Genomic DNA, 15,352 nt, shown 5'->3' with positions numbered 1-15,352 from the left:
ACTTAATGGGAGGAAGAGAAGATGATTTCCATAAAGTCTGCCGTTCTCGGCTTGGGCTTGAGTGTTGCCATGGCCGGCGTGTCATCCGCCGGAACCGAGCTCCGGTATTCGGAAGCAGGTCCGAACCGAGGAGCCAGGGCAAAAGCGCTCCAATACTTTTTAGATGAAGCCAGCCGTAGGACAGATGGTGAGCTCACTTTCGATGTTCATTGGGGTGGCGCGCTTCTAAAATGGTCAGCGGCTCTCAATGGGATTGCTGCCGGGGCCGCCGATATGGGAACCGTCATTGCGCCTTACGCGCCAAAGCAGCTTCAAGGGCTGGCAATTGGTGATCTGCCCATTTCCTCTTCAGATACTTGGGTGGGTTTGCGCGCAATGCACGAGCTCTTGACCACCAATGCGCAGCTCAAGGACTTCCTCGCCAAGGAAAACGTTGTCTTCTTGAGCAACTTCACCTCAACAGGCACGCAGTTCGAGTGCACCGGCGATCATAAAATCGAAAAGGTCGAGGACTTTGATGGTCTGACCGTTCGGGCCACCGGAACAGTTGGAAAGGCCTTGAACGAAATCGGTGCCAATGTCGTCAACATGACGTTCGACAAGGTTTATCAGGCGCTGGATTCCGGATTGGTCGATTGTGCCGCCGGTTATTACTATACCAACCGTGCTTTCCGGCATTACGAAATCATCAATCACATTACCGAAGCCAACTGGGGTCAGGTCGGCGGTTTCGCGCTGATCATGAACAAACATGTCTGGGAGGACCTCCCGCCAGAACATCAGGAAGCGGTCATGGCTGCTGGCTCGAACATGGTGGATGAGTTTGCCCGCATTCAACTTGCCACCATCAATGACGTGAAGGCCGGTTTGGCAAGCGGCGAAATTGGCCGCAAGGTTCCGGTCGTTCCGCTGGCCGAAGAGGAGCGTGTCAAGCTGCTCGCCTTGTCAGACAAGTATGTCCAGAAATGGATCGATGACATGACAGGCCGTGGCTATGACGGTCAGGGGATCTGGAACGAGTATACCGGCTTGGTCGATAAATATGCTGCCGAGCTCGATGCCAAGGGTTACCCATGGGATCGGTAAAGACCCCAGTTCCGGCTCCGCCAAATGACGGGCGGGGCTGGAAAAACGCAGCTTTAAAAACCCTTGGTTGGATTGAGACAGCATTCATTGCCACCGCGGCTGCTGCGATCTTAGGGATGTGCATCTACATCACGTTGGGGATCCTCCTTCGGTCTTTGGTTGGCGTGCAGATCCCGGATGAGGTTGTTGTCGTCGGTGATTTGATGATCGGTGCGCTCATCTTGCCGCTCGCTTATGTCGCAGCCGACCGGGGGTTTATCGCTGTCGAAGTTCTGACCGACATGCTGCCCAAAGCCACGCATGTCTGGCTCAATGTGCTGGCCGCCAGCGTTGGATTGCTCGCGGTGATCCCGATCACATATGCCGGCTATCTGGCGATGGTGCATGCCATCCAATCAGGAAATTATTTTTTCGGGATATTGGAATTGCCGGAATGGCCTGGCCGGGTCGCGTTTTTTGCCGGTTATGCGCTGTTCTTCATCCGCCTGACGATCCTGTTCCTTCAAGACCTTTTGGCTGCCCTTGGGTCTGGCGGTGGCGGAACTCCGGATAAGACCCATGATCCCAGCTGGGAGGAAGCGGCCTAGTGGACCCCTCAACAATTGGTGTATTCGGCTTCATCGCAGCGTTGACGCTGCTGGCCTTACGCGTTCCAATCGGCTTTACCCTCGTCAGCGTGTCCTCAGTCTGTTCTCTGGTCACCTACGCTTGGCGCCCCGGACGGGAGTTCGATTTAGACCGCGGCCTGCGCCCGGCCATGGCGCTGATTGAATCGAACGCCTTTGAGTTTATTCATTCCTATTCGCTCTCCATGGTGCCGCTCTTCATCGCGGCCGGGCATATTGCCTACCACACGCGGATAACGACGGATATTTACGACGCGGTCCGGGTCTGGATGGCGCGGCTGCCGGGCGGTCTTGCGATCGCCTCGCTGATTGGCTGTGGCGGGTTCTCGGCAATCACCGGATCAAGCGTGGCCTGTGCTTCGTCGATGGGCCGCATCTGTGTGCCGGAAATGCTGCGATACGGGTATGACAAACAATTGGCCACGGCGAGTGTCGCGGCCGGCGGTACGCTCGGGGCGCTGATCCCGCCAAGCGTGTTGTTCATTCTTTATGGTACCTTTACCGAAACCTCGATCAGCCGGCTGTTCATGGCCGGAGTCGTGCCGGGGCTTTTGAGCCTCGCCGGTTTCATCATCACGGTGATGGTCTGGGTCAAATTCCGGCCGGGCGCAGCGCCGGTGCCAGAAGGTGAGATCTCCGGTGATGACCGGTTTACGGCTGCGACAAAGGCCTGGCCGGCGGCCACCTTGATGGTGATTATCATCGGCGGCATTTATGGTGGCATTTTTACAGCCACGGAGGCCGCAGCAGTCAGCCTGTCGTTCGTGCTGGTCTACGGCACACTATCAAAACGGTTGCGCTGGGCCGATTTTGTCTTGTCGATGCGCGAAACCGCCTATCAAACCGGCTCTCTGTTTTTCATAGCGGTCGGGGCGAAGATCTTCGTGTCGTTCGTGTCGCTCACCGGTGTGACCGGTGGGTTGGTCGACTTGGTCGCCAGCGCTGGGCTCGAGACTTGGGTGATCCTGCTTTGCATTGTGGCGATCTACCTTGTCATGGGCATGTTCCTGGACCCAATCGGCACGATGCTGTTGACCCTTCCCTTCACGGTTCCGCTGATCGAAGGCATGGGGTTCAATTTGATCTGGTTCGGCGTCATTGTCGTTAAGCTGCTGGAGATCGGCCTGATCACGCCTCCGGTTGGCCTCAACGTCTTTGTCATCAATTCGGTGATTGGCCGGGAAATCCAGGTGCACACGATCTTCTTCGGCATCATGAAGTTTCTGGTGCTGGACATCGCCGTCCTGTTGGCCCTTTTGGCCTTCCCGATCCTGTCGCTTGGCCTGCCGAGCCTGATGTTTTGATTGACAAATAGACTTGCGCGGCTCCGGCCTTCGTGCCGGAGCCTATTACCGCCTTGTCCCGGCTCTAGCCCAATAACTTTTCAAAATAGACGCGATTGAAGCCGTCTTCCTTGCGGCGGCCAGATTCCGTGTAGCCAAGCTTTGGATAGATCTTAAGGTTCGCGGTCATTTTCTCGTTCGTGTAAAGACGAACAGATAGCAGCCCGAGCGCGCGGGCCTGTGTCTCACAATGGCTTATCAAGGCCTTGCCGATCCCTTGTCCGGCTGCCGCAGCATGGATCGCGACATTTTCCAGGAACATATGATCGTCTTTTGCAAAGAAGACGATAAATCCCTGCAGTTGGCCGGTGTCATCTGTTGCGATATCAATGTAGCCAGCGTGAATCTGCGCTGCAAAATCGGCGGTCATTGGCGCCGGTTTTTTCCCAATAGCGGCGATGTATGGAGCATAGGAGTCTTCCGCGCAAACACGGATAGATGGCTCGTCGCTAATCGCTGCACGCCTGATCTGCATGCCTGTTGTTCTCCGGAAATTGTCTGTGAAACCGGCACTTAAGCATTGGTGCTTGAAGGAGACATGCAGCGGGTCTGTTCAAACGACAACAGTGCCTTTTGATTGGATGAATATCATTTGGACGGCAGGCGTAGAAGCCCAATCAGTTTAACGCGACAATCTCGTTATAGACCGCATCCAAATTCCGGATAAAGGCGGTTCGACCGTCAAATTCGACCAGCCGGTCCTGCTGCAGTTTCCGGATCGTTCTGGAGATGGTTTCAGGACCAGTCCCAACCAGTGAGGCCAAATCTGCCCGTGCGATCGGGATTTCGAGCACATGCCGGTCAGCGGTGTCGATCTTGCCATTGCGTTCATACAACACCAGCAGAACATGCAAGAGGCGCGACCGGATGCTGGCATTCATGGCAACAACGTAACTGTCTTCCAGTTTCTGGGTGTCGCGAATACTGCGCCTCAAGAATCGTTCGCCAAGTGCTGAATCTGATGACAATAGCTGGCTAATGACCGACCGGTGGATGAAGCAAACGAAACTGTCTTGTAGAACCTCAGCGGTATTGCGGTACTCGGTCTTGGTCAGAAACTCCTGATAGCCGAGGGTTGTTGCGCCGTAGTTCAATCGGACGAGGACCGAATTGCCATCTGTGTCGACGCGGCGATCGCCAACGATGCCATCACGGACACAAAAGATCCCATTGCAATCATCGCCTTGCTGGTAGAGCAGTTCGCCCGCTTCATAAATTCTGGAATGTTTTGAAGAACTCAAGATTTCCAGCTCTTTAGCGCCCAGATCGCACCATTCCGTTTCTTTGCGCCTGTGACAATGTGCGCAGCAGTCTGGGGTTTTTCCCGTATTCCCGGACGTTCCAGAACATGGTTCTATGGTGAAGCTGGCGGTCACTATGGCTGGCTTTCGATTAACAATCGTCAATTACATGCCGTTGAGGATAAGGCCACACTCGACTTTTGATCAATACGGATTAATCGGTACAATTCGTGGAAAAACGCTCGCCATCAGCCCTCTCAACCGCACAGCGCATGATTGATCGTTATGGCGCGCGTGCGATTGCGGAATGTGAGCAGCGGCGATTGGAACTGCTCGAACACGGGGAAGACGGAGCAGCTGAGCAATGGAAGCAGGCCATTGAAATATTAAAGGAAATGCAGGCGACAGGGCCTCACCGGCACTGAGAATTTTCCCGCTACAACTGCCGAGTTCAGCCAGCAACAACATAACACAGCCGCTTATTTCTAAGCGCTATTCTTTTCGGCCAAGGGTTGATTAACTCCCATCAAAAATACCGGTTGGAACATTGGATCGCCGCACAGGCGGCACAGCTTATGCGTAGTAACGCTTACGCAATCCGTGCGTTGTCTTCTTAGGATTATCGATTTTACGAGATTGCGATCAGCGATACTGACCATGGAATTTTTGCCGGACTAAAAACGCATTCTGAGTGTCCTGTGAGAGCCTCCAACCAAATATGACTTCGGCCCAACTCAGATTAAGAGCTGGGCCGAAATAGCCAAAAAATGCTACTCCTAAGCCCGTTGCCCAACGAACCGGCCCGCACCATTGGGCAAGCCGAGCGGCTCGTGAGCTGTGTGGAAGGATTCCAGTTTCTCCTGAACCTCCGGATCCGGCAGGGAACTTGCCCGAGTGGTGAGATCGACATGAAGCAGCAGTGTTTCCACGGTTGCGGCGAGTGTGCCGTCAGCCCCATAGAGGAAATGGAAGAGGTGCAGTTTTTTGCCCTTGCCGTTAAGCACCTGGGTCTGGATGGTCAGCTGTTCGCCCGCATGTAGTTCACTCAAGTAGCGGACATGGGATTCGATGGTAAAATAGCTTTTCCCTGATGCAATGTAGCTGGCATCCGCGCCGATCAACTGCATGAATTCGTCTGTTGCGAGAGACCCGGCTTCCAGATAATGGGTCTCATTCATATGACCGTTGTAGTCGGTCCAGCTCACCGGGATTTGACGGTCACCTGTGATGGGAAGGTCTTTGGCCTCAGGAGCTGGCAGCCCGGCCTCATGCCGCTGGATCACACCGCCTGCGCCAGTTCCGGTCTTTTTGAGCGCCCGCATCATGCCGACCAGATTGTCATCGCGCAGTCGTTCCAGCTCCCGGATTGACAGGTGCCCGGACTGGGTATCTGACTGTCCAGCGATGAGATCCACCAGTTCGTCGGTGAATTCCGGGACATCCATCAGCTTGGTCCACGGCCACTTCAAGGCAGGTCCGAACTGGGCCATGAAATGTTTCATTCCGGCTTCGCCACCGGCAACTCGATAGGTTTCAAACAGACCCATTTGGGCCCACCTTATGCCAAATCCCATCTTGATGGCTTCGTCGATTTCCTCCGTCGTGGCGATGCCGTCCTTGACCAGCCAAAGGGCTTCCCGCCAGACCGCCTCCAAAAACCGGTCTGCGATATGCGCGTCGATTTCCTTGCGGACCGTGAGCGGAGCCATGCCGATTGAACGCAGGATCTCTGCAGCTTTTCCGGTTGTTTCCGGATTGCCAACCAGTTCGATCAGCGGCAACAGATAGACCGGATTGAATGGGTGGGCGACGATTGCGCGCGCACCGTTTGCCGTCAGCTCTGAGGGTTTGAAGCCGGAGGTTGACGATCCAATGACCGTGTCTTCCGGAACCATCTCACTGAGTTGACCGAGGATATTATGTTTGAGATCCAGCCGCTCAGGAATGCTTTCCTGAACCCAGCCGGCGCCCTTGACCGCCTCGGCCATATCGGTGTGAAAACTTAAAGTCCCCTCAGGAGGCAGAGCCTTGTCGTAGAGCGCCGGCAGGCTCCGGCGGGCATTGGCAATCACTTCACCGATTTTGCGTTCAGCCTCCGGATCTGGATCGAATACCGCAACATCCCAGCCGTTTAACAGAAAGCGGGCGGCCCAGCCGCCGCCGATGACGCCGCCGCCAATGATCGCTGCTTTCATTTCGGAGCCCTTCTGGTAAGGCCGAGTTTTTCGCGCACGGCATCCGGTCCGATAATGCGGGCGCCCATGCCTTCAATGATGCCGGCTGCTTTTTCGACGAGCTGGGCGTTGGTGGCAAGAACGCCTTTTTCCAAAAACAGATTGTCTTCTAGGCCAACACGCACGTGGCCACCGGCGAGAACGGATGCACCCACATAGGGCATTTGATCGCGTCCAAGGCTGAAGGCTGACCAGGACCAGTCCTGTGGCACGGCATTGACCATGGCGAGGAACGTGTTGAGGTCGTTCGGTGCGCCCCACGGAACACCCATGCACAGCTGCACCAGGGCGGGGGAAGAGAGCGTGCCTTCTTCGACAAGTTGTTTGGCAAACCACAGATGACCGGTATCAAACGCTTCGATCTCCGGCTTAACACCAAGCTCAGTCATCATAGCGCCCATTGCACGGAGCATGCCCGGGGTGTTGGTCATGACATAATCGGCTTCGGCAAAATTCATGGTGCCGCAGTCGAGCGTGCAGATCTCCGGCAGGCATTCGGCAATATGCGCCATCCGCTCCGTAGCGCCGACCATATCTGTGCCAGCCGGATTGACTGGCAGCGGGGCCTCTGTGGACCCAAACGTGATGTCGCCGCCCATTCCAGCCGTCAGGTTCAGGACCACGTCAACATCAGCCGCCCGGATGAGATCGGTGACTTCCCGGTAGAGCTCAAGACGCCGGGATGGCACACCGGTGTCTGGATCGCGGACGTGGCAATGGACCACCGCCGCACCGGCTTTGGCCGCATCGATCGCACTGGCGGCAATCTCTTTGGGGCTGCGCGGCACATGGGGAGATTTGTCTTGGGTCGAGCCCGACCCGGTGACGGCACAGGTGATGAAAACATCACGGTTCATTTGAAGTGGCATGGTTCCCCCTATTACCGGCCTTTCCAGACCGGATCGCGTTTTTCTGCAAAGGCCCGTGCGCCCTCCAGCTGATCTTCAGACCGGTAGAGGGTTTCCACGGTGGCAAATTGGCTTTTGGTGATCCGGGACAGAGCGTCCTGGAATTTCATGTCTTCGGCTTCGCGGACAACTTCCTTGATCGCCGCATAGACCAGCGGTGGACCGGAGGCGAGCAATTCGGCGAGCTTGCGGGCCTCCGCCATCAAATCTGCTGCGGGATAAACGTGATTGACCAGTCCCCAGCGGGCGGCTTCCTCAACTTCGATCCAGCGTCCGGTCAGCAGCATTTCCATGGCGATGTGATAGGGAATCCGCTTTGGCAACTTGATGCTGGCGGCATCGGCGACGGTGCCGGAGCGGATTTCCGGAAGTGCGAAACTTGCGTGATCAGCAGCAAGAATAATGTCGGCGGACAGCGCCAATTCCAGGCCGCCGCCGCAGCAAATACCATTGACGGCCGCGATTACCGGCTTGTTGAGGCCGCGCAGTTCCTGCAGACCGCCAAAACCGCCCTTGCCGTAATCGCCATCAACGGCATCGCCGTCTGCTGCCGCTTTCAGATCCCAGCCCGGACAGAAGAATTTTCCGCCAGCGCCGGTCACAATGGCGACACGCAGGTCTGGATTGTCCCGGAAATCGGTAAAGACGTCGCCCATGATCCGGCTGGTCGCAAGATCAATGGCATTGGCCTTCGGTCGGTCGAGCGTGACCTCCAGAATATGCCCGGTGATTTGGGTCTTGATTGGATTATCCGTCATGTTTTTTGTCCGCATCTGATGAGGGCGTCCGCCGCAATGGCAAGGTCTGGGCCGCAAAGGAGCGGGTTGATCTCGGCTTCTTCAACCGTACCCGACAAAACGTATGTCTGAAGTGCCAGAATAGTATCGAGGATTTTGTCGATGTCACAGGCAGGCCGTCCCCGGAATCCTTTGAGCACTTTTGAAATCCGCAAGCGGTCAAGGGCCTTTTCAAGGTCTTCCCGGCTGGCCGGGATGGTCAAAGAGACGCCATCTTCCAGAAGTTCGGTCAACACACCGCCGGCCGCTAGGGTCAACACATAGCCGTGACCTGGGTCGCGCACGACACCGATCAATAACTCTGCGAGCGTTCCAGTGACCATCTCTTCTACGAGAAATCCATCCACTTGCATATGTGCTGCAGCAGCCAGAACGTCCTCGCTGGACATCAGATTGAGAACAACAGCGCCTGCTTCGCTCTTATGGGCGATGCCCAGGCCTTTCAGGACAACCGGATAGCCGATCTTATCGGCAAGAGTGGCTGCCTCTTCCGCAGTTTTGGCCGTTGCGTTTTTGGGGATTCGGACACCGAACGCGCTCAATTGCGCTTTGGCGGCGTCTTCGCTCAAAGTTTCGACCTGCACCAGCTCTCCCGGAACAAAGATGCCGGTATCAGTTGGCGGCGGCGTAAGTTTTGACGCCACGGAGATCGCGGCCATGGTTTCTTCCATCCCGGCGAAGGGAACAATGTTCCGCCTAATCAGATCCTCAGCAATGATTTCCGGCAGCGCTTCCGGGAGCGAGGCAACTACGCCCATCGGTTTGCCTGAGGTCCGGGCGGCCAAATCAATCGAATCGATAACTTTCTCCCACTCCGCACCGTTACAGCGGTCGCTGCGTGGAAAATCCAACACCACCAAGCCGAGTGCTAGATCACCAGCCATCATGGCCGCGAACGTGTCGGCCATAGCTGCAGGATCGCTCCAGATATAAGTGTGATAATCAAGCGGATTGGCGAGGGCGACCTTCGGGCCGAGTGCGCTACGCAGCCCATTCGATTGGCAATTTGTAAGCTCCGGAAATGTAATGTCATGGGCAAGGCCCAGATCCGCCATGAGACTGGCTTCACCACCGGAACAAGACATCGAAGCAATTCGGGTATTGGGTAATGGACCGTGAACATGGAAAAGCTTGAGCGTTTCCAAGAGAATCGGAAGTGTCTGGACTTCGGCAATTCCCAATCGGTCAAACAGCGCTGATGCGCCTGCAGACGTCCCCGCTATTGAAGCTGTATGGGAGACCGTTGCGGCCTGAGCCTGCTCGGATCGTCCGGTCTTCAGCGCCACGACCGGCTTTCCGCAGGCCCAGGCCTTGCGGGCGAAGGCTTCAAAAGCGGAGAGATTGTCGATCCCCTCGATATGAAGACCTATCGCCGTCACGCGGTCGTCTTGCAAAAGCGCTTCGCCAATCTGAGACAACCCGGATTGCGCTTGGTTGCCGACTGTCATGACATAAGCCACCGGCAGGCCGCGGGTCTGCATGGTCAGGTTCAGTGCAATGTTTGAACTTTGCGAAATGATCGCGACGCCTCGGTCAACCTTGGCCAAACCATGCTGATCCGGCCAAAGGGACGCTGTCTCAAGCGCATTGATGAACCCGTAGCAGTTCGGGCCGAGGATCGGCATATCGCCAGCAGCTTCAATCAGAGCGTCCTGCAGGTCATTTCCGTCTTCGAGCTCGGCAGCAGCCTCGCGGAAACCGGAAGCAAAACAGACAGCGCCTCCCACGCCGAGCTGAGCTGCTTCGCGCACGACCTCAATAGTGACATGGCGGTTCACCCCAATAAAAATCGCATCCGGCACATCTTCCAGATCCGCCAGAGAGGTGACGGCCGGAATACCGCCAACATCCAAACGTTTGGGGTGGATGGCTGAAAGTTTACCGGAGTAACCGAACGCTTTGCATTGCGTGAGGACACTCTCGCACCAGGCGCCGCCGCCGATGACCGCAATCGATCGCGGGTTTAATAAGCGGGTCAAAGACCGCATCTTTAAGCCCCCAACGGCCGGAAGATGTCGCGGCTGATGATGTGGCGTTGGATTTCGCTGGTGCCGTCCCAGATCCGTTCCACGCGGGCATCGCGCCAGAACCGTTCGATCGGGAAATCGTCCATCAAACCCATGCCGCCAAAGATCTGCAGCGTGGTGTCTGTCACCCGGGCCAACATTTCTGTTGCATAGACTTTGGCGCTGGCGATTTCACGGTTGGCCGGCAGGTTTTGATCCAACCGCCAGGCCCCTGCAAGCGTCAGCCAATCGGCGGCATCGATCTCGGTGATCATGTCGGCCACCTGGAAACTCACCCCCTGGAACTTGGCGATGGACTGGCCGAACTGCTTCCGCTCAGCGGCATAGTTGACGGCATAGTCAAAGCAGCGCCGCGCGCGGCCAACGCTCATGGCAGCAACGGTCAGGCGCGTGGCGTAGAGCCACTCGTTCATGACTTCAAACCCGCCGTCGACTTCACCAAGCACTTGAGCATCGGGCAAGCGGCATTGGTCGAAATAAAGAATGTAGTTTTTGTAGCCCTTGTGGCTCACGGAGTTGTAGCCGTCGCGAACTTCAAACCCTGGTGTGCCCCGGTCCACCAGGAAACAGGTGATCCGTTTTTTCGGCCCCTTAGGCGTTTCATCCACACCGGTCGCCACAAAGACAATGAAGAAATCGGCGTGTTCAGCGCCCGAAATGAAGTGCTTGGAGCCGCTGATCACCCAATCACCGCCATCGCGCACGGCCTGGCATTTCATGCCGCGAACATCGGAACCAGCATCGGGTTCAGTCATGGCCAAGGCATCCATTTTCTCACCCCGGACGGCTGGCAGAAGGTATTTTTCGATCTGCTCGTCCTTACAGGCCATCAGGATATTCTGCGGCCTGCCGAAAAAGTGGTTGAGAGCCATCGAGCCGCGGCCAAGTTCGCGTTCCACCAGCGTAAAATCCAGATGGCTCAATCCGGCACCGCCGACGCTTTCGGGGAAGTTACAGGCATAAAATCCAAGGTCGATGCACTTCTGCTTGAGTTCCTCACCAAGCTCATGCGGCACCTGACCGGCTTTCTCAACCATCTCTTCGTGCGGGTAGATTTCGTTCTCTACGAATGATCGCACTGTGGAGACGATCATCTCTTGTTCTTCGGTCAGGCCAAAATGCATCGCCGTCGCCCCTCTTGATTTGCTGACAAGAGAGTGTGAAGAATTCGAATTTCGTTCTGTGCAGTTTTGGTGGGATGTTGTGCAGTTTTTGAAAAAATCTGATCCGCAGCCGTCGCAACAGATCCGGTTGATCTGCGTCCTGCTGTTTGAAAACTTTTCAAACCACTGCCTGGCAAACGCCATTGAGCCGTTCCGCGCGGCCAACACGATTGCCCGGAAACCGCTCTATTCCTGGCAACATGTCAGTGTGGCAGGCGGTACAGTGGTGTCTTCAAGCGGATTGCCTGTTGAAACGCTCAGTTGGGCAGACGCGCAGCCGGGCGGTGATTACCTGTTTGTTATGCCGAGTTACGGCTTCAAATCGTATTCGACCCCAAAACTGCACCAAATTCTGCGCGCGGCACGAAAGCGGTTCAAATTGCTCGGCGGTCTCGACACGGGCGGCTGGATGCTGGCTGCAGCCGGTTTGATGGATAACAGACAAGCAACCATCCACTGGGATGAGCTTTCGGGCTTTGCCGAAGCCTTTCCGGAAATTGATGTTGTCGAAGACCGCTATGTCCTGGAAGACACGGTTGCGACCTGTGGCGGTGCTTCGACAACCTTCGAACTGATGCTGGAAATTATCAAGAAGGATCACAGTCCGCTGTTTTCTCTGGAAGTGGCCACTTTGTTTATGCATGGCAGTTCCGGTGAAAGGTCAGATCTGTTTCAAGAACGGACCGCAGATCGGCTGATGCGCGAAGCGACGGCCTTGATGCGGCGGAACATTGAAAACCCCTTGACCATCCCAAACGTGGCCGAACGCCTGAAGGTCGATCAGCGTTTGTTGGAAAACCGGTTCAATGCAGAATTTGGCATGACGCCAAAGGCTATCTACAAGGCCATCCGTCTGCGGGAGGCGCGGAGGCTCATCCGCTACACAGACCTGACCATCGCCGAAATCGCAATCCGCTGCGGTTATCAAAACGCCAGTGCAATGACACGCGCCTACAGGCTCGAGTTTGACTTAATACCCCGGTCCGACCGGTTGTCCGGATGACCCTCTCGGCGAAGTTTTCCAGGCGGGATGCCGAATTCAGCCACAAATGCCCGGATCATCGCACTGACGTTGGCATAGCCGCACCGGCAGGCGATTTCCCCGATTGTTAGTGAGCCATCAGTGGCCAAATGCCTGGCTGTTGCCAAGCGAATGCGCCGGTAGACTACGGATGGTGTTGTTCCAAATTCCTGGGAAAACAGATCTTGCAAACGGCGCTGCGACAGGCCGGTTTTTGACGCGAGCTTGGAAATCGGCAGCGGCGTTTCCTGGTTTTCCAGCATGACCTTGATGGTGCGTTTGACCGCATCGCTGCGCGCTTGAGGCAATGGAAACGCAAGCTGGGATGAGGAGCCATCGTGCATCAGCATCAGCCCGACTTCCAGGCGCAGCGCTTCCCCATGATGTTCAGCAACCAAGTGTGAGGAAAGATCGTATGCAGCCATGGCGCCGGTGCAGGTAATCCGGTTGCCGTCGATGACATAACGATCCCGAAACGTCGTCACGTCAGGAAAGGTTTCCGCGAAATGGGTATGCTCTTCCCAATGAATGGTGGCCTTGCGGCCATCAAGTAGACCTGCACTTGCCAACAGCCAACTGCCGGCATCCATCGCGATCATCACGTCGTGCCGGGTTGCAGCGGCCCTCAGCGCTGCAAAGCTCGCTGGCGTGCTGTGCAAGACGAAGTCATAGCTGCACAAAACCACGACAGCGTATCCGGGCTCTGCGTGGCTCAAGGCGCCGTCTGGTATAATGCGAAGCCCGCTCGAGGACTGAATGGGTGCCCCGTCCAGTGTCACATACTTCCATTGATAGAGGCTCTGGCCGCTGATCGCATTGGCGGCTCGAAAGGGTTCAATGGCGTTGGCCAGGCAATTGTTAGAGAACTTGTCGAACAGCAGAACATTTAACTTCCGCGTTTTTTGAGCCGGATTCGACCAGATCGGCATATTCTTATTCCATTTGCGCACAGTCCATTCTCGGAACAGCACTACGCTTTTAAGGAAATGACAAGGGGAAAATGTCGGTTCATGACGACTGCGCGCCGTATTTGAGCGGGGCGCTGCAGACTGCACCTTAACAATGAAAGACGTTGACTGACTAATCAATCAAAATAAAGATAGCGGTCGCGGGTGGGTGTGATATCGGTGTTTGTATCGTTTGCATGCGAAACAATTTCCGGTGGCGCAGAAAACAAAAAAATCAGAGGGAAGATCTGCGATATAGTGGGTCACGAAGTTCAAGCACAGAAAATATCCGGAGGAGGATCGAATGATAAAAGATCTAACAAAAACTGCTTCCAAGGGAATTTCCCGCAGAACCATTCTGCAAGGGGCAACCGCACTTGGAGGTGCGGCAGCACTGTCTGCTATGGGCGCGCGCGGTGCGCATGCCGAGCCGAAAAAAGGCGGCACATTGCGTCTTGCAATGGGTCATGGCAACACGTCAGACAGCTATGATCCGGCTACCTGGGACAACGCATACGTCCAGGTTTTTGCAACGGCTCGTCACGGTTACCTGACTGAAATCGCTGCCGATGGATCCCTGGTTGGCGAAGTCGCTGAAAGCTGGGAAGCAAGCCCGGACGCTAAGGTCTGGACACTGAAGCTGCGTGACGGCGTTGCGTTCCATTCAGGCAAAACCGTTTCAGCTGAAGACGTGATCGCGTCATTGAACCATCACCGGGGTGAAGACAGTAAATCGGCTGCAAAACCAATCGTTGCGCCAATCACCGACATTAAATCTGATGGACCGTCCACGGTTGTCGTGACGTTGGAAAACGGCAACTCCGATTTCCCGTTCATCCTGTCGGATTATCACCTGCCAGTTATGCCGGCAGCTAATGGTGCTATCGACCCGGCCAGCAATGACGGGTGTGGTGCTTATGTTGTGGAATCCTATGAGCCGGGCGTTCAGGCGACACTGAAACGCAATCCGAACTATTGGAAGTCGGATCGGGCCCATTTCGATGGCGTTGAAATTCTCGCAATCCTGGACTCCGCAGCGCGCTTGAACGCTTTGGTGACAGGCGAAGCCGACGTAATCGACCGGGTCGATGTGAACACAGCGCACATGCTGAGCCGTTCGCCAAATCTGAAACTCCTGACCACCACAGGAACGCAGCATTACACCTTTGCCATGGATACGCGTGCTGCGCCGTTCAATGACAACAACGTGCGTCAGGCGTTGAAATACGCCATCGACCGCCAGGAACTGGTCAACAAGGTTCTGAACGGCTTCGGTGAAGTCGGCAACGATCATCCGATTGGACGTTCCAACCGGTTCTTCGCAGCAGAACTCGAGCAGCACACTTACGATCCTGACAAGGCGAAGCATTATCTGAAGCAGGCCGGTCTCGACAGCCTGGATGTTGCGCTATCTGCGTCTGATGCAGCCTTCACCGGCTCTGTCGATGCTGGTGTACTTTACTCAGAATCTGCCAAGGCAGCTGGCATCAACATCGAAATCGTGCGTGAGCCGAACGATGGCTACTGGTCAAACGTCTGGATGAAAAAGCCGTTCTGCGCGGTTTACTGGGGTGGCCGTCCGACCGAAGACTGGATGTTTGCTACCGCATATGCCTCAGGTGTGCCGTGGAACGACACTTACTGGGAAAATGAGCGGTTCAACAAGCTGCTGGTCGAAGCCCGTTCCGAGCTTGACGAAGAAAAGCGTCGCGAAATGTACTTCGAGATGCAGAACATTGTCAGCAACGAAGGCGGCACGGTTATCCCGATGTTCGCAAGTTATGTCATGGCCCATTCGACAGCCATCGCAACTCCCGAGAAAGTTGGCGCCAACTGGACGCTTGACGGTTTCCGCGCTGTCGAGAGATGGTGGTTCGCCTAAAAACGCTGCTGCAAGGCCCGGAATACACCGGGCCTTGCGGTAACATGATGTGACCAGCACATCCGGCGTTTCCGCGC

At 55.8% G+C, this 15,352-nt stretch carries 13 protein-coding genes; 5 read left to right on the top strand and 8 right to left on the bottom strand.

Going from position 1 to position 15,352, the window contains the following annotated elements; genetic code table 11:
• Positions 1-21: 21 nt before the first annotated feature.
• From ACOOFE_RS26175 to ACOOFE_RS26165, 3 genes are read left to right on the top strand one after another with little or no spacing between them, the layout of a single operon-like run.
• Complete coding sequence (locus ACOOFE_RS26175) at positions 22-1,086, top strand: C4-dicarboxylate TRAP transporter substrate-binding protein (protein ID WP_420412740.1); 1,065 nt, start codon at positions 22-24, stop codon at positions 1,084-1,086.
• Positions 1,074-1,673 (top strand): TRAP transporter small permease, encoded by a 600-nt coding sequence (locus ACOOFE_RS26170; RefSeq protein ID WP_420412739.1) that lies wholly within the window; start codon positions 1,074-1,076, stop codon positions 1,671-1,673. Before ACOOFE_RS26175 ends, ACOOFE_RS26170 begins: the two co-directional genes overlap by 13 nt.
• Entirely contained in the window at positions 1,673-3,016 is a 1,344-nt protein-coding gene (locus ACOOFE_RS26165; protein ID WP_420412738.1) for a TRAP transporter large permease, read from the top strand. The genes ACOOFE_RS26170 and ACOOFE_RS26165 overlap by 1 nt, the downstream gene beginning before the upstream one ends.
• Before the next feature lie 64 nt (positions 3,017-3,080).
• Here the strand turns inward: ACOOFE_RS26165 and ACOOFE_RS26160 are convergent, their stop codons facing one another.
• The 7 genes from ACOOFE_RS26160 to ACOOFE_RS26130 all read right to left on the bottom strand — a co-directional run bounded on the left by ACOOFE_RS26160 (position 3,081) and on the right by ACOOFE_RS26130 (position 11,386).
• Positions 3,081-3,530 carry a GNAT family N-acetyltransferase gene (locus ACOOFE_RS26160; RefSeq protein ID WP_420412737.1) on the bottom strand — a complete coding sequence of 150 codons (450 nt, stop codon included), beginning with the start codon at positions 3,528-3,530 and terminating at the stop codon, positions 3,081-3,083.
• A gap of 142 nt (positions 3,531-3,672) precedes the next feature.
• Positions 3,673-4,296, bottom strand: a complete 624-nt coding sequence (locus tag ACOOFE_RS26155) for a Crp/Fnr family transcriptional regulator (RefSeq protein WP_420412736.1) — start codon at positions 4,294-4,296, stop codon at positions 3,673-3,675.
• A 776-nt stretch (positions 4,297-5,072) separates the two neighbouring features.
• Complete coding sequence (locus ACOOFE_RS26150) at positions 5,073-6,491, bottom strand: carnitine 3-dehydrogenase (RefSeq protein WP_420412735.1); 1,419 nt, start codon at positions 6,489-6,491, stop codon at positions 5,073-5,075.
• Positions 6,488-7,399, bottom strand: a complete 912-nt coding sequence (locus ACOOFE_RS26145) for a 3-keto-5-aminohexanoate cleavage protein (protein WP_420412734.1) — start codon at positions 7,397-7,399, stop codon at positions 6,488-6,490. Before ACOOFE_RS26145 ends, ACOOFE_RS26150 begins: the two co-directional genes overlap by 4 nt.
• 11 nt (positions 7,400-7,410) lie before the next feature.
• Positions 7,411-8,196 (bottom strand): carnitinyl-CoA dehydratase, encoded by a 786-nt coding sequence (locus tag ACOOFE_RS26140; protein ID WP_420412733.1) that lies wholly within the window; start codon positions 8,194-8,196, stop codon positions 7,411-7,413.
• The gene (locus ACOOFE_RS26135; protein ID WP_420412732.1) at positions 8,193-10,223 is read right to left on the bottom strand and encodes an acetate--CoA ligase family protein; all 2,031 of its coding nucleotides are present in this window, start codon (positions 10,221-10,223) and stop codon (positions 8,193-8,195) included. The genes ACOOFE_RS26140 and ACOOFE_RS26135 overlap by 4 nt, the downstream gene beginning before the upstream one ends.
• A gap of 2 nt (positions 10,224-10,225) precedes the next feature.
• On the bottom strand, positions 10,226-11,386 hold the full coding sequence (locus ACOOFE_RS26130; protein ID WP_420412731.1) for an acyl-CoA dehydrogenase family protein: 1,161 nt from the start codon (positions 11,384-11,386) through the stop codon (positions 10,226-10,228).
• A 79-nt stretch (positions 11,387-11,465) separates the two neighbouring features.
• On the opposite strand from ACOOFE_RS26130, the gene ACOOFE_RS26125 reads away from it, so the two are divergent.
• Positions 11,466-12,428, top strand: a complete 963-nt coding sequence (locus tag ACOOFE_RS26125; RefSeq protein WP_420412730.1) for a GlxA family transcriptional regulator — start codon at positions 11,466-11,468, stop codon at positions 12,426-12,428.
• Here ACOOFE_RS26125 and ACOOFE_RS26120 read toward each other — a convergent pair.
• Positions 12,377-13,375 (bottom strand): GlxA family transcriptional regulator, encoded by a 999-nt coding sequence (locus tag ACOOFE_RS26120; RefSeq protein ID WP_420412729.1) that lies wholly within the window; start codon positions 13,373-13,375, stop codon positions 12,377-12,379. The two genes, ACOOFE_RS26125 and ACOOFE_RS26120, sit on opposite strands and share 52 nt — an antisense overlap.
• A 322-nt stretch (positions 13,376-13,697) precedes the next feature.
• Here ACOOFE_RS26120 and ACOOFE_RS26115 point away from each other — a divergent pair, with 322 nt between their 5' ends.
• Entirely contained in the window at positions 13,698-15,275 is a 1,578-nt protein-coding gene (locus ACOOFE_RS26115; RefSeq protein WP_420412728.1) for an ABC transporter substrate-binding protein, read from the top strand.
• Positions 15,276-15,352 lie beyond the last annotated feature (77 nt).

The organism is Roseibium sp. (genome assembly GCF_965216085.1).
Taxonomy (GTDB): domain Bacteria; phylum Pseudomonadota; class Alphaproteobacteria; order Rhizobiales; family Stappiaceae; genus Roseibium.
The sequence above is the reverse complement of the archived record's forward strand: the minus strand, read 5'-3'. Positions and strand labels throughout refer to the sequence as shown.

Coding starts and splice junctions, on each gene's coding strand:
- ACOOFE_RS26175 (WP_420412740.1), top strand. CDS start 22: ATGATTTCCATAAAGTCTGCCGTTCTCGGCTTGGGCTTGAGTGTTGCC.
- ACOOFE_RS26170 (WP_420412739.1), top strand. CDS start 1,074: ATGGGATCGGTAAAGACCCCAGTTCCGGCTCCGCCAAATGACGGGCGG.
- ACOOFE_RS26160 (WP_420412737.1), bottom strand. CDS start 3,530: ATGCAGATCAGGCGTGCAGCGATTAGCGACGAGCCATCTATCCGTGTT.
- ACOOFE_RS26150 (WP_420412735.1), bottom strand. CDS start 6,491: ATGAAAGCAGCGATCATTGGCGGCGGCGTCATCGGCGGCGGCTGGGCC.
- ACOOFE_RS26145 (WP_420412734.1), bottom strand. CDS start 7,399: ATGCCACTTCAAATGAACCGTGATGTTTTCATCACCTGTGCCGTCACC.
- ACOOFE_RS26140 (WP_420412733.1), bottom strand. CDS start 8,196: ATGACGGATAATCCAATCAAGACCCAAATCACCGGGCATATTCTGGAG.
- ACOOFE_RS26135 (WP_420412732.1), bottom strand. CDS start 10,223: ATGCGGTCTTTGACCCGCTTATTAAACCCGCGATCGATTGCGGTCATC.
- ACOOFE_RS26130 (WP_420412731.1), bottom strand. CDS start 11,386: ATGCATTTTGGCCTGACCGAAGAACAAGAGATGATCGTCTCCACAGTG.
- ACOOFE_RS26120 (WP_420412729.1), bottom strand. CDS start 13,375: ATGCCGATCTGGTCGAATCCGGCTCAAAAAACGCGGAAGTTAAATGTT.
- ACOOFE_RS26115 (WP_420412728.1), top strand. CDS start 13,698: ATGATAAAAGATCTAACAAAAACTGCTTCCAAGGGAATTTCCCGCAGA.